Origin of the sequence: Caldimonas mangrovi, assembly GCF_023721835.1 — a bacterium.
GTDB lineage: Bacteria > Pseudomonadota > Gammaproteobacteria > Burkholderiales > Burkholderiaceae_C > Caldimonas > Caldimonas mangrovi.
On record NZ_JAMKFE010000005.1, the window covers coordinates 106,049 to 124,745 of the forward strand.

Sequence of the window (18,697 nt, forward strand, 5' to 3'; positions counted from 1 at the left end):
CCGCGATGCAACCGTACACCGCCCATCTCGACACCTTTGCGCGCGACCACTTGCCGCCCCCGGAACTGCAGCCCGAGTTCCTGTTCACGCTGCCCGAGTTGCAGTTTCCGCCCCGCATGAACTGCGCTGGCGACCTGCTGGATCGCTGGGTCGCCTCCGGCCAGGGGGATCGGCTGTGCCTGCAGGCACCGGGCGGTGTGCGCTGGACCTACGCAGACCTGCAGGACAAGGCCAACCGGATCGCCCATGTGCTGGTGCACGACATGCACCTGGTGCCGGGCAATCGCGTGCTGCTGCGCGCGCCCAACAATCCGATGCTCGCGGCTTGCTGGTTCGCGGTCATGAAGGTCGGCGGCATCGCCGTCGCAACGATGCCGCTGCTGCGCGCGAAGGAGCTGAAGCAGGTCATCGACAAGGCCGAGGTCAGCCATGCGCTGTGCGATCACGTCCTGGCCGATGAACTGCGCACCGCGCAGGGGCAATGCCCGGCGCTGCGGCACGTGCGGCACTTCCATGACGACTCCGCCGACGGTCTCGAGGCCGCGATGGCGCGCCACCCGGCGTGGTTCGACAACGTCGAGACCGCGGCGGACGACACGTGCATCATCGCTTTCACGTCGGGCACCACCGGCCAGCCCAAAGGCACGATGCATTTCCACCGGGACGTGATGGCGACCTGCGCGTGCTGGCCACCACATGTGCTGAAGGCCGCACCGGACGACGTTTTCATCGGCAGCCCGCCGCTGGCCTTCACCTTCGGCCTCGGCGGCTTGCTGCTGTTTCCGATGAGCATCGGCGCTTCGACCGTGCTGCTGGAGAAGGCCTCGCCGCCGGTGCTGCTGCAAGCGATCCGCGAGTTCGGTGCGACGGTGCTGTTCACCGCGCCGACGTCGTACCGCGCCATGGCACCCGAGGCACAGCGCCTGCGCCTCGCAGCGCCGCACGGCGGCACGCTGCGCAAATGCGTGTCCGCCGGCGAAGCCTTGCCGGCGGCGACGCGCACGCTGTGGGCCGAAGCCACCGGCATCGAGATGATCGACGGCATCGGTGCGACCGAGATGCTGCACATCTTTATCTCGGCCGACGAGGAGCATGCGCTGCCGGGTGCCACCGGCACCGTCGTGCCGGGCTACCAGGCTTGCGTGATGGACGACAACGGCCAGCCGGTGCCCGCCGGCGTGATCGGCAAGCTCGCCGTCAAGGGGCCGACCGGCTGCCGCTACCTGGCAGACGAGCGCCAACGCCAGTACGTGAAGGACGGCTGGAACTACACCGGCGACGCCTATGTGCTGGATGCGGAGGGCTATTTCCACTACCAGTCGCGTACCGACGACATGATCGTCTCGGCCGGCTACAACATCGCCGCGCCGGAGGTCGAGGACGCGCTGTTGTTGCACCCGGCAGTGGCGGAATGCGCGGTGATCGGCGTGCCCGACGACGAGCGCGGCCAGATCGTCAAGGCTTTTGTCGTTCTGCGCGATCAGCGCATCCCGGATGCGGAACTGGTGCAGGAGCTGCAAGCCTTCGTCAAGCGCAGCATCGCGCCGTACAAGTACCCGCGCGCGATCGAGTTCCGCGATGTCCTGCCGCGCACCGAAACCGGCAAGCTGCAGCGCTTCAAGTTGAAGGCCGCTTTGGTGTGAACCCGGTCATCGGGTGACCGCAACTTCGTGCATGCTTGCGCCTTTCGTTCAGCCACCAAGGAGACTCTCGATGTTCGTGCCTCTGCGTCGTCTCGCAATGACCCTCGCCGCCGCCACAGCCGTGGCCGGTGCCCACGCGGCCGACAACGTGAAGATCGGCTTCCTCAGTACGCTGTCGGGGCCTGGCGCCGGCTTGGGGATCGACATACGCGATGGCTTCAACCTGGCGCTCAAGCACACCGGCGGCAAGCTTGGCGGCCTGCCGGCCGAGGTGATCGTCGCCGACGACCAGCAGAGCCCGGACGCGGCGAGGCAGACCACCGAGCGCCTGCTCAAGCGCGACAAGGTCGATTTCATGACCGGCGTGGTGTTCTCGAACGTGATGCTTGCCGTCGGCCAGCCCATCTTCGCGTCGAAGACGTTCTATGTCAGCGCCAATGCCGGGCCCTCGCAATACGCCGGCGAGCAGTGCAACCCGTACTTCTTCAACGTCGCGTGGCAGAACGACAACCTGCATGAAGCGGTCGGCAAGACGGTGGCCGACAAGGGCTTCAAGAAGGTGGCGCTGCTGGCGCCCAACTACCCCGCCGGCAAGGACGCCCTGACCGGGTTCAAGCGCTATTACAAGGGCGAGGTGGTGCAGGAGATCTACACCCGGCTGGGCCAGCTCGACTACGCGCCGGAACTGGCGCAGGTGAGGGCCTCGCAGCCGGACGCCATGTACATCTTCCTGCCCGGCGGCATGGGCATCAACTTCATCAAGCAGTTCGTCGCTTCGGGTCTCTCGAAGGACGTGACCTTGTTCGGGCCCGGCTTCTCGGCCGACGAGGACGTGATCCGCGCAGTGGGCGAGCCGATGCTCGGCATGTTCAACACATCGCAATGGGCGCATGACATGGACAACGCCCAAAACAAGCGCTTCGTCGCCGATTTCCAGAAAGAGTACGGTCGGCTGCCGTCGCTGTATGCCTCGCAGGGCTACGACGCGGCGATGCTCATCGATGCCGCCGTGCGCGCCGTCAAAGGCAAGATCGAGGACAAGGAAGCCGTGCGCCGCGCCTTGAAAGCCGCCAACTTCAAGTCGGTGCGCGGAGCCTTCAAGTTCAATACCAACCATTACCCGGTGCAGGACTACTACCTGCGCGTCGTCTCCAAGGACGGGCAAGGCCGCGTCACCAACCGCACGCTGGGCACGGTGTTCAAGAACCACGCCGACGCCTATGTCGGCGCCTGCAAAATGCAGTGAGCGGCGCGCGAGATGTCGGTCACCCTCGTCCTCGAACAGGCCCTCAATGGGCTGCAGTTCGGCCTGATGCTGTTCCTGCTCGCCGCGGGCCTGACACTCGTGTTCGGCATCATGGACATGATCAATCTCGCGCACGGCTCGCTCTACATGGTGGGAGCCTACCTCACCGCGGCGGCGGCGCAGGCGTCGGGCTCGTTCCTGGTCGGGATCGGTGCCGGCATGGTCGGCACCGCGTTGTTCGGCATCGCACTGGAGATGAGCGTTCTGCGTCGCTTGTACCAGCGCGACCACCTGGCCCAGGTGCTCGGCACGTTCGCCATCCTGCTGATGTGCAACGAGGGCGTGCGCATGATATGGGGGGCGCAGCCCATCTTGCTGAACCCGCCCGCGGCGCTGGCCGGCCCGGTCGAGCTGTGGCCGGGCTTCTACTACCCGGCCTTTCGTCTGCTGATCATCGGCGTCGGGCTGGCGGTGGCAGCTCTGCTGTACGTGCTGGTCGCCCGCACGCGTGTGGGCATGCAGGTGAGGGCAGGGGCGTCGAACCGCGAGATGGCGCTGGCGATGGGTTCGGACATCCGCCGGCTGTTCACACTGGTGTTCGGCTTCGGCGCGGCGCTGTGCGCCGTGGCGGGCGGCTTGCTCGGGCCGCTGGTCGCAGTGCAGGTCGGCATGGGCGAGAACATCCTCATCCTTGCCTTCGTCGTCATCGTGATCGGCGGCATCGGCTCGATCCGTGGTGCATTGATGGGTTCGCTGCTGGTCGGCATGGTCGACACGGTGGGCCGCACCTTCGTGCCGGTGGCGCTCGGCGGTTTGCTGGGGCCCTCGGCCGCGTCCGGTGCCGGGCCGGCGCTTGCGTCCATCCTCATCTACGTGCTGATGGCGGTGGTGCTGTTCTGGAAGCCGCAGGGCCTGTTCCCTGCACGGGGTTGATGCGACGATGGATGCCGTGACTTCGATTTCTTCCGGCGAGCCTGTGGCCACAGCGGCGCCCGCGTTCCGGCGCGGCGTGCTCGACCACGCGCTCCACCTGCGCTGGGGACTGGTGCTGCTCGCGTTGCTGGTGGTCTTTCCGATCGCTGCGCAAGCGCTGGACGAGAGCTTCTACATCAGCCTCGCCAGCCGTATCCTGATCTTCGCGCTGGCCGCGACCAGCCTGAACCTGATCCTCGGCTTCGGCGGGCTGGTGAGCTTCGGGCACGCCGCGTTCCTGGGCATCGGCGGCTATGCGGTCGGCATCCTGATGCAGTCGGGCATTGCGTCCGCCTGGATCTCGTGGCCGGCGGCGGTGATGGCCGCGGCGGCGTTCTCCTTCGTCATCGGCGCGATCAGCCTGCGCACGCGCGGCGTGTACTTCATCATGATCACGCTCGCCTTTGCGCAGATGCTCTACTACGTGATGATCTCGCTGCGCGACTACGGCGGCGAGGACGGGCTCTCGCTGCCGGCGCGTTCGACGGTGGGCGCCGGCATCGACCTCGGCGACGACACCACCTTCTACTACGTCGTGCTGGGCCTTTTCGTCGTGGTCTTCGTCGCCATCCAGCGGCTGCTGAATGCACGTTTCGGCCAGGTGCTGCAGGCGGCACGAGAGAACGAGACGCGCATGGCCGCGATCGGCTTCCCGGTGTATCGATACCGGCTGGCCGCCTTCACGCTGGCGGGCGCGCTCGCCGGCCTGGCGGGAGCGTTGGCCGCCAACCAGAGCGGCATCGTCAGCCCGGCGCTGATGCACTGGAGCCAGTCCGGCCAGCTGATGGTGATGGTGATCCTGGGCGGAGTGGGGCATTTGTACGGCGGTTTCGTCGGCGCACTGGTGCTGCTGCTGCTCGAGGAGATCGCCGTCGGCTACACGATCCATTGGCAGTTCGGTGTCGGTGCCGTGCTGCTGCTGGTGGTGCTTGTCGCGCCGCAGGGCGTGGTCGGCCTGCTGCGCCGTCGGAGCCGGTCATGAGCGCCGCGACACCGCTGCTGCTGATCGACGGCGTGGTCAAGCGCTTTGGCGGGCTGGTCGCCACCGACCACGCGCGCGTCGAGGTGCTGCCCGGCGAGGTGCATGCCTTGATCGGGCCCAACGGCGCAGGCAAGACGACCTTGATCCACCAGATCTCCGGGGCGCTGGCGCCCGATGGCGGACGCATCGTGTTCGGTGGGGTCGACGTCACGCGCCTGCCGATGCATGAGCGCGTACTGCGTGGACTCGCACGCTCCTACCAGATCACCAGCATCTTCAAGCGCCTGAGCGTGCTGGACAACCTGGCGCTGGCGGTGCAGGCGCGCAGTGGCAGCAGCTTTTCGTTCTGGCGGCCGGTGCGCGGCGAACGCGCCCGCCATGACGAGGCTGCGGCAGTCGGCGCGCGCATCGGCCTGGGCCATCGGCTCGACGCGCTGGCCGGGACGCTGGCTCACGGCGAGCAGCGCCAGCTCGAGGTGGGGCTGGCATTGGCGACGCGGCCGCAGCTGATGTTGCTCGACGAACCGATGGCAGGCATGGGGCCGGACGAGTCGGCACGCATGGTCCAGTTGCTGCGGGGGCTGCGGGACGAGGTGACCTTGCTGCTCGTCGAACACGACATGGATGCCGTGTTCAAGCTGGCAGACCGGATCTCCACGCTCGTGGCGGGGCGGGTGATCGCCACCGGGGCGGTGGAAGAGATACGCGCTCATCCCGAGGTGAGGAGGGCCTATCTGGGCGACGAGGAGGCGCTCCCATGACGCCCCTGCTCGAGGTCCGCGGCCTCCAAACCTCCTATGGCCCCAGCCAGGTCCTGTTCGACATCGACTTTGCGGTCAACGATCGCGAAGTCGCGACGCTCCTCGGCCGCAACGGCATGGGCAAGACCACCACCATCCGGTCCATTCTCGGCCTCACACCGCCGAAGGCCGGCACCGTCCGCTTCCTCGGCGAGCGCATCGACCATCTGCCGCCCGACCGCATCGCCCGCATGGGCCTCGCGCTGGTGCCCGAAGGCCGGCAGATCTTCCCCAATCTCTCGGTGGAAGAGAACCTGAAAGCCTTTGCCGCCAACCGCGCCAAGGCGAACGAGCCCTGGAGCCTCGATCGCGTCTACGGCCTGTTCCCGCGCTTGCAGGAGCGCCGCAACAACATGGGCCATCAGTTGTCCGGCGGTGAGCAGCAGATGCTCGCCATCGGCCGCGCGCTGATGACCAACCCGCACCTGCTGATCCTCGACGAAGCCACCGAAGGCCTCGCACCGTTGATCCGAGAGGAGATCTGGCGCTGTCTCGCGACGCTGCGCGAGCAGGGCCAGGCCATCCTGGTGATCGACAAGTACGTCAAGCGCCTCGTGCGGCTGGCCGAGCGCCACACCATCATCGAGCGCGGGCGTGTGGTCTGGGAGGGCGATTCGCAGCATCTCGCAGCCGACGAAGGGCTGTGGGTGCGCTACATCGGCGTATGAGCGAACAGCCATGACCGCTGCCACCCGACACCCCTTCGAACGCGAACTGATGATCCGCTTCTCGCACTGCGACCCGGCGGGGATCGTGTTCTTCCCGCAATACCTGGTGATGCTCAACAATCTCGTCGAGGACTGGTTCACCGAAGGTCTCGGGATCGCCTACGCCGGCCTGCTCGGTCCGCGCCGCATCGGCCTGCCGACCGTGAGCCTGAGCTGCGAGTTCACGGCCCCCAGTCGCATGGGCGAAACCGTGGCGCTGGGCCTGACGATCGAGCGCATCGGCGGCGCCTCGATCACGCTGCAACTCGGCTGCCGTCTCGGCGACCAGGCACGCATGAGCGCGCGCCAGGTGCTCGTCGCCACCTCGCTCGAAACCCACCGGGCGATCCCGCTGCCAGATGACGTGCGCACGGCGCTGGAACATTTCCGCCGCATGCACCCCACCGAGAATTCCGGAGACCCCCGATGACGAAAGTTCTGCTTCCCCCCGGCTGGCCGCGCCCGCGCGGCTATTCGAACGGCGTGATGGCCCGTGGCCAGATGGTCTTCGTCGCCGGCATGGTGGGCTGGGACGCCGAAGGCGTGTTCCACACCGATGAAATGGCCGGCCAGGCGCGTCAGGCTTTGCACAATGTCGTCGCCGTGCTCGAAGAAGCGGGCGCCAGGCCGGAGCACATCGTGCGCATGACCTGGTACGTCACCGACAAGCGCGAGTACCTGGCTCAGAACAAGGAGATCGGTGCGGCGTTTCGCGAGCTGATCGGCAGCTACAACGCGGCGATGACGGCGGTCGAAGTTTCCGCCCTGATCGAGGACCGCGCGAAGGTCGAGATCGAGGTGACGGCGGTGATTCCCGACGGACCATGAAAACGGCCGCCCGCAGGCGGCCGAGGCGCGAGCAGGGCGCAGCAGCGATTCAGTCCAGTGCCTGCAGCGCCCGCGCGGTGATTTCCTCGACCGAACCGAGTCCGCTGATCTTGCGGTACTTCGGTGCGTTCGCATCGCCGGTGGCAGCCCACTGCGAGTAGTAGTCGACCAGCGGGCGCGTCTGGCTCTGGTAGACGGCCAGACGCTTCTTGACGGTGTCTTCCTTGTCGTCGTCGCGCTGGATCAGGTCTTCGCCGGTCACGTCGTCCTTGCCGGCCACCTTCGGCGGGTTGTACTTGACGTGGTAGGTGCGGCCCGACGCCACATGCACACGGCGGCCGCTCATGCGCTCGACGATGGCTTCGTCGGGGACGTCGATCTCGAGCACGATGTCGAGCTTGACACCCGCGGCCTTCATCGCGTCTGCCTGCGGGATGGTGCGCGGGAAACCGTCGAACAGAAAGCCCTTGGTGCAGTCGGGCTGGGCGATGCGTTCCTTGACGAGGCCGATGATGATGTCGTCGCTGACGAGTGCGCCGGCGTCCATCACCTTCTTGGCTTCGAGGCCCAGCGGCGTGCCGGCCTTGACGGCGGCGCGCAGCATGTCACCGGTGGAAATCTGGGGGATGCCGTACTTCTGGCAGATGTACGCGGCCTGCGTGCCTTTACCAGCGCCTGGCGCGCCCAACAGAATCAATCGCATGGGTTCCTCTGGAAGAAGTGTTGCGGCAGGAGTCGCCGTGCCAAAAGCACAGTCGCCCCGTGGCTGATCGGGGCGAGGATACCACGCGCATTCCTGCGCCCAACTTACGTGCGCAGCGACTCGAAGTGGGCCTGGACGCGGGCCAGATCCTCGGGTGTGTCCACGCCGGGGCCGGGCTTGGTGTTGGTCACGTGCACTGCGATGCGCTCGCCGTGCCACAGCACGCGCAGCTGTTCGAGCGACTCGATGATCTCCAGCGGGCTTTGCTGCAGCGTGGGAAAGCGCCGCAGGAAGCCGGCGTGATAGCCGTAGATGCCGATGTGCCGCAGCGGCGCGGGCGCACTGAGCCGCTCGAAGCCCTGCACATAGCCGTCGCGCCACCATGGCAGCGGCGCGCGCGAAAAGTACAGCGCCCGGCCGGTGGCGTCGCAGACCACCTTCACCACGTTGGTGCTGGTGAATTCGGCAATGTCGTCGATCGGGTGGGCTGCGGTGCTCATCACGCAGCCGATGCAGCGGCCGAGGACGTCGGCGCACGCATCGATCAGCGCCGGATCGATCATGGGCTCGTCGCCCTGCACGTTGACGACGACCTCGCCGCCGTCGAGGCCCAGTTGCTCGCAGGCCTCGGCGAGCCGGTCGCTGCCGGTGGTGTGGTCGGTGCGTGTCAGCACGACCTCGATGCCGTGCGTCTTGCAGACGTCGACGGTGCGAGCGTCGTCCGCGGCGACGACCACCCGTTGGGCACGGCTCTTGTGGGCCTGCTGGGCCACGCGGACCACCATCGGCAGGCCGCCCAGGTCGGCCAGCGGCTTGTTCGGCAGACGGGTCGACGCGAGGCGGGCGGGAACGAGGACCGTGAACGTCATGCGGCAGCCCCCGAAGCGGACGGCGCAGCGGGGGGCGCGTCCAGATCGCGCGCTTCGGACTCGAGCATCACCGGGATGCCGTCGCGCACCGGGAAGGCCAGGTGATCGGCCCGGCAGATCAATTCGTGTGCTTCGCGGTGGTGCTCCAGCGGGCCTTTGCAGACAGGGCAGACGAGCAGTTCGAGCAGGCGGGTGTCCATCGGTGTCCTCATCAGGAGAGCGCGGCGCTCAACACGGCAGCAGCCGGTCGAGCGCGGCGAAGAATGCGGCGTCGGGCTCGAAGTCTAGCGCCACGACGTGCACCCGCAGGTCGGTCGCAGCATCCAGTTTCACCGCGTCTTTTTCAGTCACCAGGATCGCGTCGCCGTGCCACCCGTTCCACGGCAGGCGATCGTAGGTGTCGTGGTCCGGCAAGCCATGGCGCTCGATCGTCAGCCCGTGCGCTTCCAGCATCGCGAAGAAGCGTTCCGGGTGGGCCACTGCAGCCACCGCGAGCACGCGACGTGCCTTGAAGGCCGCCAGCGGCAGGCCATCACGTCGGCCCGACCGCCAGGCGGCCAGCGGCACAGCGTCGGCCAGCGTTCGGCGGGCCAGGAATCCGGGCCGCGGCGTGGACGGGCCCGGTGCGTTGTAGAGCACGAGATCGGCGGGCCGTCGCGCGCTTTCGCGCAGCGGGCCGGCCGGCAACCACCAGCCGTTGCCGACGCCGCGTTCGTCGAACACGATCACCTCGACATCGCGACACAGCCGCAGATGCTGCAACCCGTCGTCGCTGACGATGACGTTGACGTCAGGATGCTGCTGCAACAGCGTGCGGGCCGCGCCGACCCGATCGGCGCCGACGACCACCGGCACGCCGGTGCGCAAGGCCATCAGCAGCGGTTCGTCGCCGACGTCGCCGGCGCGGCTGCGCGCATCGACTGGACGGGAGCCGGCTTGCCGCCCGCCGCCATAACCGCGCGAGACGATGCCGGGCCGCTCGCCGCGTTGCTTCAGGTGCTGCACGAGCGCGATGACGGTCGGCGTCTTGCCGGCGCCGCCGGCAATGACGTTGCCGACGACGATCACTGGCACCGGCAGCCGTTCGCGCTGCAGCAGCCCGCTGCGGTACAGGCGATTGCGCAGCCGCACGACGACGGCATAGACCGCCGTCAGCGGCAGCAGCGTCGACGCCAGCAGCCCGCGGCGCAGCCAGGCGGCCTGGATGCGTTGCTGCAAGGACACGGGCGGCGTCGGAGCGGAGGCAGCAGCGGCCGGGATGTCAGCGCCCGCCGTTGGAGGACTGCGTCGCGAAGGTGAGCTGGCTCAGGCCCGCGCGGCGGGCGGCGTCCATCACGTTGATGACGCTTTGGTGTGCGGCCGTGGCGTCGGCAGAGACGATCACGATGGTGTCCTTGCCGTTGCCGGCGGCCGCGCGCATCTCGGCGGCCAGCAGTTCCACACTGCGCCCGTCGACCGGCTTGCGATTGACCACATAGCGGCCGTCGGCCGCGACCGAGACGATGACCTCGCGCGGGTAGTCGCGCGACTTCTCGGCATCGGCCACCGGCAGGTTCACCTTCAGTTCGGTGAATTTCGAGTAGGTGGTCGACAGCATCAGGAAGATCAGGATCACCAGCAACACGTCGATGAACGGGATCAGGTTGATCTCCGGCTCCTCGTTGCGGCGGTGGTGGAAGTTCATCGCCATCGCGGTCTCCTTCGCCGGCTTCAGCGTTGCTGGACGGTGAAGCGCATCAGGTGAGGCACCATGCGCTCGGAGGCCTGCTCCAGGTCGAGGATGTATTCGTCGACCTTGCCGCGGAAGTAGCGGTAGAACATCAGCGAGGGGATCGCGATCATCAACGCGAACGCCGTGTTGTACAGCGCGATCGAGATGCCGTGCGCCAGTTGCTGAGGGTTGGCGCCCGTGCTGCCGCCCTGCGACGCGAAGATCTCGATCATGCCGATCACCGTGCCCAGCAGGCCGAGCAGGGGGGCTGCGGCCGCGATGGTGCCCAGCGTGTTCAGGTAGCGCTCCATGTGGTGCACGGCGGCCCGGCCGGCGGCTTCGAAGGCGTTGCGCAGGTTGTGCTCGGTGATGCGCGGCTCGCTGATCACCGCGCGCACGCCGGTCGCAAGCACGCGGCCGAGCAGCGAGTTGCCGGCCAGCTTGGCCACCACGTCCGGACCGGGCAGGCTGGAGCGGGTCACGGAGATGACCTCATCGAGCAGCTTCGGCGGCGCGATGCGGGCCTCACGCAGGCTCGAGAACCGTTCGATGATCAGCGCAAGCGCGACGACAGAACACAGGATCAGGGGCCAAATGGGCCAGCCGGCGGCTTGTATGATCGAAAACAATCACGTCCCCTCTCGTGGAGTCACAGACAAAAACTGGGGGCGATTATGGCGCGAAGCCTGCGAATGCCATCGCCTGGGATACATCCTGTGCGGCGCGCGGCACGAATGCCGTGACGCCCTGCGCACCTCGACCAAGCGCCAGGCCGCACCGGCTTCCCCGGATTCCGGCAAAGCCCGGCGGGACGCGACAGAGCGAGGCGCGGGTCGCAAGGCCATCCACTTTTGCTGTGGATAACTTTGTGGGCAACCGGGTCTGATGCGGCTGCAAGCCACGGTTTTCCGGGGCCCGGAATAAATTGCTGCATCATTGAGCAGGAGAATTTCCTTGAAAATCAAGCACTTGCATGAATATGACGCGCTTGTGACAGTCAAACCTGCCCGCCAGCGCCCATTCGGCGCGGTTGTGGAGTTCTGAACCCGCGCCCCGCCTTGCTTTGCGCATGATCGAATCCTTCCAACCCAGCCCACCGCCGACCGGCCTGCGTTCTGCACGGCAGGTCTTCTCCGTCGCTGCGCTGCTCAACGCGGTGGCCGATGCACTGCAGGCGCGCTTTTCCGCGGTCACCGTGCAGGGCGAGCTGTCGGGCTTCAGCCGCGCGCCGAGCGGCCACTGCTATTTTTCGCTGAAGGACGATCGTGCGCTGGAGCCGGCGCTGGTGCGCTGCGCGATGTTCCGGCGGGCCGCGGCGATGCTCGATTTCGATCCGCGCGAGGGGCAGTTGGTCGAGGTGCGGGGCCGGTTGGCGGTCTACGGTGCGCGCGGCGACCTTCAACTGGTCGTCGAGGCGATGCGGCCGGCCGGGCAAGGAGCCCTGTACGAGCAGTTCCTGCGGTTGAAGGCCAAACTGGAGGCCGAGGGCTTGTTCGACGCCGCACGCAAGCGAGCGATTCCGGCGCACCCGCATGCGATCGGTGTCGTGACGTCGCTGAACGCCGCCGCACTGCGCGACGTGCTGAGTGCGCTGCAACGGCGCGCACCCCATGTCAGGGTGGTCGTCTATCCGGCCAGCGTGCAGGGTGGCGAGGCCCCTGCCGAACTGGTGCGCGCCATCGAGCTGGCCGGTGCCCGCCGCGAGGTCGACACGCTGATCGTCTGCCGCGGCGGAGGCTCGCTCGAAGACCTGTGGGCCTTCAACGACGAGCGGGTCGTGCGGGCGCTCGGCGCCAGCCCGTTGCCGACCCTGTGCGGTGTCGGCCATGAGACTGACTTCACCATCTCGGACTTCGCTGCCGACTTGCGTGCGCCTACGCCGACGGCGGCTGCCGAGTTGGCCGCGCCCCAGCGCGATGACTGCCTGGCCGGGCTGCAAGGCATGGCCGGCGGCATGCAGCGGTGTGTGCAGCGCCGGCTGGAGCGCGAGGCGCAGCGGCTCGACCACGCTGCGCTGCGGCTGGCACGGCCGGCCCAGGTGCTGTCGCGCATGCAGCGCGAGATCCAGGCGCTGGGGCACCGGCTGGCGGCCGCACCAGCACGGGGCATCGACCTGGCGCGCCAGCGCGAGCTGCGATGGGCGCAGCGCCTGGAGCGCGCTGCGGGGAACCGCCGGCAACAACTGGGCGGCCGGCTCGACACGTTGGCCGCTCGGCTGGAAGGCATGAACCCCGACCGTGTGCTGCAGCGTGGCTACGCCTACCTGACCGACGCGCAGGGCAGGGCCCTCGTTTCAGTGCAGGGCTTGAGTGCCGGCGATGCCGTGCAGGCGGTTCTGGCTGATGGGCGGCTGGCCGCCGAAGTGCGGGAAGTACGTGCCGACGAGGCCTGAAGGGACATCGCTTGCTGCCTACAATCCCTGCCGGAATTCACAGTCCACCCCACCCAAGAAAGGAACAACGAGATGGAACACAGCCTGCCCCCGCTGCCGTACCCCCACGACGCGCTGCAGCCCCACATGAGCAAGGAGACGCTCGAGTTTCACCACGACAAGCACCATAACGCCTATGTCGTGAACCTGAACAACCTGATCAAGGGCACCGAGTTCGAGAACATGTCGCTCGAGGAGATCGTCAAGAAGTCCAGCGGCGGCATCTTCAACAACTCGGGCCAGGTGTGGAACCACACCTTCTTCTGGAACTGCATGAAGCCCAACGGCGGCGGTGAGCCCACCGGTGCGCTGGCCGAGGCGATCAACAAGAAGTGGGGCAGCTACGCCGCCTTCCGGGAAGCCTTCACCAAGAGCGCCGTCGGCAATTTCGGCTCGGGCTGGACCTGGCTGGTCAAGAAGCCGGACGGCTCGGTCGACCTCGTCAACACCAGCAATGCCGCCACGCCGCTGACCACCGCCGACAAGGCGCTGCTGACCGTCGACGTGTGGGAGCATGCCTACTACATCGACCATCGCAATGCGCGCCCGAAGTTCGTCGAGACCTTCCTGAACTCGCTCGTGAACTGGGAGTTCGCACAGGCCAACTTCGCCTGACGCCCGGGTCGATTCCCGATCGGAAAGCCGGCCGCCGCGCCGGCTTCTTTCTTGGCGGTGGTGTCCAATAGCGCATACCGCAATACCGCGTACGCGTTTCCTGCAACCGCGGCGTCGACGAGGCGGCGGCACAATACCTGCCGTTCCCAGCAAGCAGTAGTCAGGCAAGCCATGAGAATCCTGTTGGTCGAAGACGATCCCGCGCTCAGTTTCGGCGTGGCGCGCGCACTGCAGCGCGAAGGCTGGCAGGTCGACACCCTGGGCGACGGCATGTCGGCGAGTGCTGAAGGGCTGATCGCGCAGTACGACCTGGCGGTGCTCGACCTCGGCCTGCCCCGGCGCGACGGCATGGAGGTGCTGCGCCACTGGCGCAGCCGCGGCGCCCGGCTGCCGGTGCTCATCCTCACCGCGCGCGACGAGCTCGGCGACCGCGTCGAAGGACTCGACAGCGGCGCCGACGACTACCTGGTCAAGCCGTTCGACCTGCCGGAGCTGGTGGCCCGGCTGCGCGCACTGCTGCGCCGCTCCGCCGGCCGCGCCGAGGACCGGTTGGTGCTCGGCGAGCTCGAGCTGGACGTGCGCCACCGCGAGCTGCGCTTTCGCGGCGAGCGCGTGCACCTGAGCCCGCGCGAACAGGCGCTGACCGAGCTGCTGATGGCGCGCGCGGGACGCGTGGTGCCGAAGGATCACATCGTCTCCACGCTGTCGAGCTGGGAGACCGACTTCAGCGAGAACTCGGTCGAGGTCTACATCCACCGCCTGCGCAAGCGTTTCGCCGACCTGGGGGTTGCGATCAAGACGGTGCGCGGCTTCGGCTACCTGATGGAGCTGGCGCCGCCCTCGAGCGACGCACCCGCACCCCCTCACCCCTGACCCGCCTCGCCCGATGAACCCCAGCCTGCGCTCGCAGCTGCTGGGCCCGCTGCTGTGGGTCTGGCTGCTCGGCGTGTTGCTCGCAGCCTATGGCGCTTTCCGGCTGGCCAGCTATGCGGGCGATACCGCCTACGACCGCAGCCTGCAGGACGAGGCGGGGGCGATCGCCACTCAGATCTACTGGACCGATCGCGGCCCGCTGCTCGAACTCAGCACGCAGGCGCAGCAGCTGCTCGCCCGCCACAGCTCGGATCGCAATGCCTTCATGGTCACGGACGCCGACGGGCACATCCTGGCCGGCGTCGGCGACCTGCCGATGCCGCAGGACCGCAGCGACAGCTTCGACGGCCCGCAGGTGTTCGACGCGGTCTACGCCAAGGAGCCGGTGCGGGGCGCCATGTATTCGATCCGCTCGCCGATGCTGGAGACCTACGTCACGATCGTCGTCGTCGAGACCAAGCGCAAGCGCTCCGACCTCGTGCGCGAGGTGCAGCTCGCGATCCTGGTGCCCACGGTGCTGCTCGGCAGCGTGACCTTCCTGCTGCTGGCCTGGGGCATACGCCGCGGGGTCGCCCCGCTGCGGCGCATTGCCGGCGAGGTCGAACGCCGCGATCCGCACGACCTGCGGCCTCTGCCGCTCGAAGGCGTGCCGGCCGAGGCGGTGCCGCTGATCGAGCGCATCAACACGCTGCTCGGCAACGTCACGCGTTCGGTGGAGCTGCAGCGCCGTTTCGTGGCAGACGCCGCGCATCAGCTGCGCACGCCGGTGGCGGGGGTGCGCGTGCTGGCGCAGCAGCTGCAGGAGGAACTGCGCGGGGCGGGCGCGGACGGTGGCACGCAGACGCTGCTGCACGTGCTCGTCGGCTCGACCGAACGCATGAGCCGGCTGATCGGGCAGCTGCTGAACCTGGCGCGCTCGGACGCGGCGCTGCACAACCTCGCGTCCGGCGAGCTGTCGCGTATCGACGTGCTGCCGGTGATCCGCGAAGCGGCCGAACCGCTGGTGCTGCGCGCCGACCAGGAAGGCAAGCAGGTGTCGCTGGAGGCGCCGGGGCAGGCGATGGCACGTGCCCACCCGGTGTGGCTGTCCGAGGTCGTCTCCAACCTGCTCGACAACGCGCTGCGCTACGGCGGCTCGAACATCGAGGTGAAAGTGCGTGCCGGACCGTCGACCGCGACCATCGAGGTGTGCGACAACGGGCCGGGCATTCCGCCCGAGCAACGCGAGCTGATCTTCGAGCCGTTCTGGCGCGGCGACCGAGCCGACCTGCGCGAACACGAGGGCACGGGGCTGGGCCTGGCGATCGTGCGCGAAGTCGTGGTCGGCATGGGCGGGCGCATCGCGGTGCGCAGCCGTCCCGACGTGGACGGCACCTGCTTCGTCGTCGAACTGGCGGCCTGAGTCCAGGCTCAGCGCGACGGGAAGGGCGCCCCTTCGATCCGGAAGCCCGGCTTGATGCCGCGCTTCGCGAACCAGCCCTGGTTCATTTCGAGCGCAAACCGCACCGGCTTCTCGGAACAGTGCGAATCAAGGCTTTGCGGCTTCATGTCGGCGATGTTGACGACGCTGCCGTCTTCGTTCAGGAAGGCGATCGACAGCGGGATCAGCGTGTTCTTCATCCAGAAGCACTGCTCGGCCGGCCGCTCGAAGACGAACAGCATGCCCTCGTTGGCGCCCATTTCCTTGCGGTGCATCAGGCCGACCGCGCGTTGCTCGGGCGTGCGCGCGACTTCGGCCTGTATCGCATGGAAGCCGGCTCTCAGCGGTACGGGCGCCAGTTTCTGCGGCCCGTCCTGGGCCACGGCGGCAGCACTCAACAGGCCTGCGAGCAGTACCGCGCCGGCGCGGCGTGCGAAGGTGGGCAGGAGGGGAGCGGTCGGCTTGATATACGTCATGTCGCGAGGAAGGGGCCAGGCCTAGAGTGAAGGTGTTCCGATGCCAGTGCAACGACATCGGTTGTGAACCTGAGTCTTTCGCATGGCATCACTGCACGCAAGCGCCTCATTGTTACCCAAGGTCGCTCCCGGCCCGGGCACCCCGATGCTGCGGCCTGGGACGACCCCGAGCAGCGCAATCGCTTCGCTCGCTGGCATGAGGGCGAGGGTGGCGCGCGCACCGGGGAATCCGCTTGTGCCGTCGACGGGAGGTACTGCTCGGCCCGCTCGGTCACCATACTGGCGCACAATCACGACTGCATCGGCATGGACCACTTCGAGCTGCCGGGGCCACGTGGTGTTCGAGTCGATCGAGCTGTCGCACCTGGCGCCGTGATGGCGGCCTTCGCCGCCGACTCCGCCGTCAGCCTGCACTTCGGTCCGGCACTGTGGCGGCGTTGGCGGGCCTCCGGGCAGGCCGTCTCCGGCGCGTGGGCCGTGCGCCTGGCGGGTGCCGCGCTGGCTGGCGCATCGATCTGGGCCATCGGGCAGGGTCTGGGGACGCAGCACAGCGCGGGCGATCTGCTGAGCACCGCCCAAACCCTTGCCGGCGCAAGGTTCAGCGCAAGCCAGGTGACAGCCTGGCTGACTTAGAATCGCCCGTCTAAAACGAATCCCCCCCAACCCGTTCGCGCGGAGCTTTCTCACATGTACCAGCACATCAAGGTGCCCGAGGGCGGCAAGAAGATCACGGTCAACCAGGACTTCTCGCTCAACGTTCCCGACCAACCCATCATTCCCTACATCGAGGGGGACGGCACCGGCTTCGACATCACCCCGGTGATGATCAAGGTGGTCGACGCAGCGGTGGCCAAGTCCTACGGCGGCAAACGCAAGATCCACTGGATGGAGATCTACGCCGGAGAGAAGTCGACCAAGGTCTACGGCCCCGACGTCTGGCTGCCGGAAGAAACACTGCAGGTGCTGAAGGACTACGTCGTGTCCATCAAGGGCCCGCTGACCACCCCGGTCGGCGGCGGCATCCGCTCGCTGAACGTGGCGCTGCGCCAGGAACTGGATCTGTACGTCTGCCTGCGCCCGGTGCGCTATTTCAAGGGCGTGCCCTCGCCGGTCAAGGAGCCCGAGAAGACCGACATGGTCATCTTCCGCGAGAACTCGGAAGACATCTACGCCGGCATCGAGTTCGAGGCTCAGAGCGACAAGGCCAAGAAGCTGATCAAGATTTTGCAGGACGAGTTCGGCGTCAAGAAGATCCGCTTCCCCGAGACGTCCGGCATCGGCGTCAAGCCGGTCTCGAAGGAGGGCACCGAACGCCTGGTGCGCAAGGCCATCCAGTACGCGATCGACAACGACAAGCCCTCGGTCACTTTGGTGCACAAGGGCAACATCATGAAGTTCACCGAGGGTGGCTTCCGGGATTGGGGCTATGCGCTGGCACAGAAGGAATTCGGTGCCGAACCCATCGACGGCGGCCCGTGGTGCAAGTTCAAGAGCCCGAAGTCGGGCAAGGAAATCGTCGTCAAGGACGCCATCGCCGACGCCTTCCTGCAGCAAATCCTGCTGCGCCCGGCCGAATACTCGGTGATCGCCACGCTGAACCTGAACGGCGACTACATCTCTGACGCCCTGGCCGCACAGGTGGGCGGCATCGGCATCGCTCCGGGCGCCAACATGTCGGATTCGGTCGCGATGTTCGAAGCCACGCACGGCACGGCGCCGAAGTACGCCGGCAAGGACTACGTGAATCCGGGCTCCGAGATTCTGTCCGCCGAGATGATGCTGCGCCACATGGGCTGGACCGAAGCCGCCGACCTGGTCATCAGTTCGATGGAAAAGGCCATTCTGAGCAAGAAGGTCACCTACGATTTCGCCCGTCTGCTGGACGGTGCCACCCAGGTCAGCTGCTCCGGCTTTGGCCAGGTGATGATCGATCACATGTGAGCTTTTGCTGGCTCAGAACAAAAAGCCCGCATGAGCGGGCTTTTTTCATGGCTGCGATCTTGAAGATCGCAGCACACTGCACATATTGATTTCAGTCGGCGTAGAGCGCGGTGCCGGCTTCCGGTGTGGCGGGTGGGCGCGGAGCCCGTTCGCCGCGGGGTGCTCGTGGTTCGAGCAGCTGGATGTTTTGTGCCAATTTGCCCTTCGGGCCCTGGACCAGATCGAACGTGACTTTTGAACCTTGCTTCAGTGTCCTGAAACCATCCATAAGGATGGCCGAGAAATGAGCGAAGACGTCTTCACCGCCTTCTTCGGGTTCAATGAAGCCGAAACCTTTTGCGTCATTGAACCATTTCACAATTCCTGCGTGAGTACCCATTGCTTCCTCCCCGGGTAAGTGCTCCTATTCCGCGAAAAATTCTCGGCGGCAGGGTTGGTAGTGTCAAGGACGGAAACAAGCGCGCTGGTGAGAGATCGTGT

22 protein-coding genes are annotated in these 18,697 nt (G+C 67.1%); 14 read left to right on the top strand and 8 right to left on the bottom strand.

The window, feature by feature from the left end:
* The first annotated feature begins 5 nt into the window (after positions 1–5).
* The 8 genes from M8A51_RS09930 (at position 6) to M8A51_RS09965 (ending at position 7,178) form a co-directional block, all read left to right on the top strand.
* On the top strand, positions 6–1,643 hold the full coding sequence (locus M8A51_RS09930; protein WP_251778059.1) for an AMP-binding protein: 1,638 nt from the start codon (positions 6–8) through the stop codon (positions 1,641–1,643).
* A gap of 70 nt (positions 1,644–1,713) precedes the next feature.
* On the top strand, positions 1,714–2,889 hold the full coding sequence (locus M8A51_RS09935) for an ABC transporter substrate-binding protein (RefSeq protein WP_407062217.1): 1,176 nt from the start codon (positions 1,714–1,716) through the stop codon (positions 2,887–2,889).
* A 12-nt stretch (positions 2,890–2,901) separates the two neighbouring features.
* Positions 2,902–3,822 carry a branched-chain amino acid ABC transporter permease gene (locus M8A51_RS09940; RefSeq protein ID WP_251778060.1) on the top strand — a complete coding sequence of 307 codons (921 nt, stop codon included), beginning with the start codon at positions 2,902–2,904 and terminating at the stop codon, positions 3,820–3,822.
* A gap of 25 nt (positions 3,823–3,847) precedes the next feature.
* Positions 3,848–4,843: a branched-chain amino acid ABC transporter permease gene (locus M8A51_RS09945; protein WP_407062219.1), complete on the top strand. Its 996-nt coding sequence runs from the start codon at positions 3,848–3,850 to the stop codon at positions 4,841–4,843.
* On the top strand, positions 4,840–5,604 hold the full coding sequence (locus M8A51_RS09950; protein WP_251778062.1) for an ABC transporter ATP-binding protein: 765 nt from the start codon (positions 4,840–4,842) through the stop codon (positions 5,602–5,604). Before M8A51_RS09945 ends, M8A51_RS09950 begins: the two co-directional genes overlap by 4 nt.
* Positions 5,601–6,311, top strand: coding sequence for an ABC transporter ATP-binding protein (locus M8A51_RS09955; RefSeq protein ID WP_251778063.1), 711 nt, complete (start codon positions 5,601–5,603; stop codon positions 6,309–6,311). Before M8A51_RS09950 ends, M8A51_RS09955 begins: the two co-directional genes overlap by 4 nt.
* 10 nt (positions 6,312–6,321) lie before the next feature.
* Entirely contained in the window at positions 6,322–6,780 is a 459-nt protein-coding gene (locus M8A51_RS09960) for an acyl-CoA thioesterase (RefSeq protein ID WP_251778064.1), read from the top strand.
* Positions 6,777–7,178: a RidA family protein gene (locus tag M8A51_RS09965; RefSeq protein WP_251778065.1), complete on the top strand. Its 402-nt coding sequence runs from the start codon at positions 6,777–6,779 to the stop codon at positions 7,176–7,178. Before M8A51_RS09960 ends, M8A51_RS09965 begins: the two co-directional genes overlap by 4 nt.
* A 49-nt stretch (positions 7,179–7,227) precedes the next feature.
* Here M8A51_RS09965 and adk read toward each other — a convergent pair whose 3' ends face one another.
* From adk to M8A51_RS09995, 6 genes are all read right to left on the bottom strand, one after another.
* Positions 7,228–7,881 carry an adenylate kinase gene (adk, locus tag M8A51_RS09970; protein ID WP_251778066.1) on the bottom strand — a complete coding sequence of 218 codons (654 nt, stop codon included), beginning with the start codon at positions 7,879–7,881 and terminating at the stop codon, positions 7,228–7,230.
* Between the two features lie 104 nt (positions 7,882–7,985).
* Positions 7,986–8,750 carry a 3-deoxy-manno-octulosonate cytidylyltransferase gene (gene kdsB / locus M8A51_RS09975; RefSeq protein WP_251778067.1) on the bottom strand — a complete coding sequence of 255 codons (765 nt, stop codon included), beginning with the start codon at positions 8,748–8,750 and terminating at the stop codon, positions 7,986–7,988.
* Positions 8,747–8,950, bottom strand: a complete 204-nt coding sequence (locus tag M8A51_RS09980) for a Trm112 family protein (RefSeq protein WP_251778068.1) — start codon at positions 8,948–8,950, stop codon at positions 8,747–8,749. Before M8A51_RS09980 ends, kdsB begins: the two co-directional genes overlap by 4 nt.
* Positions 8,951–8,978: 28 nt before the next feature.
* Positions 8,979–9,974 (bottom strand): tetraacyldisaccharide 4'-kinase, encoded by a 996-nt coding sequence (gene lpxK, locus M8A51_RS09985; protein WP_251778069.1) that lies wholly within the window; start codon positions 9,972–9,974, stop codon positions 8,979–8,981.
* A 37-nt stretch (positions 9,975–10,011) separates the two neighbouring features.
* The gene (locus M8A51_RS09990; RefSeq protein ID WP_251778444.1) at positions 10,012–10,434 is read right to left on the bottom strand and encodes an ExbD/TolR family protein; all 423 of its coding nucleotides are present in this window, start codon (positions 10,432–10,434) and stop codon (positions 10,012–10,014) included.
* Between the two features lie 26 nt (positions 10,435–10,460).
* Positions 10,461–11,090: a MotA/TolQ/ExbB proton channel family protein gene (locus M8A51_RS09995; RefSeq protein WP_251778070.1), complete on the bottom strand. Its 630-nt coding sequence runs from the start codon at positions 11,088–11,090 to the stop codon at positions 10,461–10,463.
* A gap of 440 nt (positions 11,091–11,530) precedes the next feature.
* Between M8A51_RS09995 and xseA the strand changes: the two genes are divergently transcribed.
* The 4 genes from xseA (at position 11,531) to M8A51_RS10015 (ending at position 15,782) form a co-directional block, all read left to right on the top strand.
* Positions 11,531–12,853, top strand: coding sequence for an exodeoxyribonuclease VII large subunit (gene xseA / locus M8A51_RS10000; protein ID WP_251778071.1), 1,323 nt, complete (start codon positions 11,531–11,533; stop codon positions 12,851–12,853).
* A gap of 72 nt (positions 12,854–12,925) precedes the next feature.
* Positions 12,926–13,507 carry a superoxide dismutase gene (locus M8A51_RS10005; RefSeq protein WP_251778072.1) on the top strand — a complete coding sequence of 194 codons (582 nt, stop codon included), beginning with the start codon at positions 12,926–12,928 and terminating at the stop codon, positions 13,505–13,507.
* A gap of 171 nt (positions 13,508–13,678) precedes the next feature.
* Positions 13,679–14,380: a response regulator gene (locus M8A51_RS10010; RefSeq protein ID WP_251778073.1), complete on the top strand. Its 702-nt coding sequence runs from the start codon at positions 13,679–13,681 to the stop codon at positions 14,378–14,380.
* A gap of 13 nt (positions 14,381–14,393) precedes the next feature.
* Positions 14,394–15,782: a sensor histidine kinase gene (locus M8A51_RS10015; RefSeq protein ID WP_251778074.1), complete on the top strand. Its 1,389-nt coding sequence runs from the start codon at positions 14,394–14,396 to the stop codon at positions 15,780–15,782.
* Between the two features lie 8 nt (positions 15,783–15,790).
* Here M8A51_RS10015 and M8A51_RS10020 read toward each other — a convergent pair whose 3' ends face one another.
* The gene (locus M8A51_RS10020) at positions 15,791–16,276 is read right to left on the bottom strand and encodes a DUF192 domain-containing protein (RefSeq protein ID WP_251778075.1); all 486 of its coding nucleotides are present in this window, start codon (positions 16,274–16,276) and stop codon (positions 15,791–15,793) included.
* Positions 16,277–16,582: 306 nt separating this feature from the next.
* Between M8A51_RS10020 and M8A51_RS10025 the strand changes: the two genes are divergently transcribed.
* Both M8A51_RS10025 and icd read left to right on the top strand, forming a co-directional pair.
* Positions 16,583–16,909 carry a hypothetical protein gene (locus M8A51_RS10025; protein WP_251778076.1) on the top strand — a complete coding sequence of 109 codons (327 nt, stop codon included), beginning with the start codon at positions 16,583–16,585 and terminating at the stop codon, positions 16,907–16,909.
* A 54-nt stretch (positions 16,910–16,963) separates the two neighbouring features.
* Positions 16,964–18,217 (top strand): NADP-dependent isocitrate dehydrogenase, encoded by a 1,254-nt coding sequence (gene icd, locus M8A51_RS10030; protein WP_251778077.1) that lies wholly within the window; start codon positions 16,964–16,966, stop codon positions 18,215–18,217.
* Positions 18,218–18,308: 91 nt separating this feature from the next.
* On the opposite strand, the gene M8A51_RS10035 is transcribed toward icd, so the two are convergent.
* Positions 18,309–18,596 (bottom strand): cold-shock protein, encoded by a 288-nt coding sequence (locus M8A51_RS10035; RefSeq protein WP_251778078.1) that lies wholly within the window; start codon positions 18,594–18,596, stop codon positions 18,309–18,311.
* Between the last annotated feature and the right edge of the window lie 101 nt (positions 18,597–18,697).

Excerpts from the sequence above, each read along its gene's own strand:
- M8A51_RS10035 (WP_251778078.1), bottom strand. The coding sequence starts at position 18,596 with ATGGGTACTCACGCAGGAATTGTGAAATGGTTCAATGACGCAAAAGGT.
- M8A51_RS09960 (WP_251778064.1), top strand. The coding sequence starts at position 6,322 with ATGACCGCTGCCACCCGACACCCCTTCGAACGCGAACTGATGATCCGC.
- M8A51_RS09930 (WP_251778059.1), top strand. The coding sequence starts at position 6 with ATGCAACCGTACACCGCCCATCTCGACACCTTTGCGCGCGACCACTTG.
- M8A51_RS09935 (WP_407062217.1), top strand. The coding sequence starts at position 1,714 with ATGTTCGTGCCTCTGCGTCGTCTCGCAATGACCCTCGCCGCCGCCACA.
- kdsB (WP_251778067.1), bottom strand. The coding sequence starts at position 8,750 with ATGACGTTCACGGTCCTCGTTCCCGCCCGCCTCGCGTCGACCCGTCTG.
- M8A51_RS09955 (WP_251778063.1), top strand. The coding sequence starts at position 5,601 with ATGACGCCCCTGCTCGAGGTCCGCGGCCTCCAAACCTCCTATGGCCCC.
- M8A51_RS09990 (WP_251778444.1), bottom strand. The coding sequence starts at position 10,434 with ATGAACTTCCACCACCGCCGCAACGAGGAGCCGGAGATCAACCTGATC.
- adk (WP_251778066.1), bottom strand. The coding sequence starts at position 7,881 with ATGCGATTGATTCTGTTGGGCGCGCCAGGCGCTGGTAAAGGCACGCAG.
- M8A51_RS10020 (WP_251778075.1), bottom strand. The coding sequence starts at position 16,276 with ATGACGTATATCAAGCCGACCGCTCCCCTCCTGCCCACCTTCGCACGC.
- M8A51_RS09950 (WP_251778062.1), top strand. The coding sequence starts at position 4,840 with ATGAGCGCCGCGACACCGCTGCTGCTGATCGACGGCGTGGTCAAGCGC.
- icd (WP_251778077.1), top strand. The coding sequence starts at position 16,964 with ATGTACCAGCACATCAAGGTGCCCGAGGGCGGCAAGAAGATCACGGTC.
- M8A51_RS10025 (WP_251778076.1), top strand. The coding sequence starts at position 16,583 with ATGGACCACTTCGAGCTGCCGGGGCCACGTGGTGTTCGAGTCGATCGA.
- M8A51_RS09965 (WP_251778065.1), top strand. The coding sequence starts at position 6,777 with ATGACGAAAGTTCTGCTTCCCCCCGGCTGGCCGCGCCCGCGCGGCTAT.
- M8A51_RS09980 (WP_251778068.1), bottom strand. The coding sequence starts at position 8,950 with ATGGACACCCGCCTGCTCGAACTGCTCGTCTGCCCTGTCTGCAAAGGC.
- xseA (WP_251778071.1), top strand. The coding sequence starts at position 11,531 with ATGATCGAATCCTTCCAACCCAGCCCACCGCCGACCGGCCTGCGTTCT.
- M8A51_RS10005 (WP_251778072.1), top strand. The coding sequence starts at position 12,926 with ATGGAACACAGCCTGCCCCCGCTGCCGTACCCCCACGACGCGCTGCAG.
- M8A51_RS10015 (WP_251778074.1), top strand. The coding sequence starts at position 14,394 with ATGAACCCCAGCCTGCGCTCGCAGCTGCTGGGCCCGCTGCTGTGGGTC.
- M8A51_RS09940 (WP_251778060.1), top strand. The coding sequence starts at position 2,902 with ATGTCGGTCACCCTCGTCCTCGAACAGGCCCTCAATGGGCTGCAGTTC.
- M8A51_RS10010 (WP_251778073.1), top strand. The coding sequence starts at position 13,679 with ATGAGAATCCTGTTGGTCGAAGACGATCCCGCGCTCAGTTTCGGCGTG.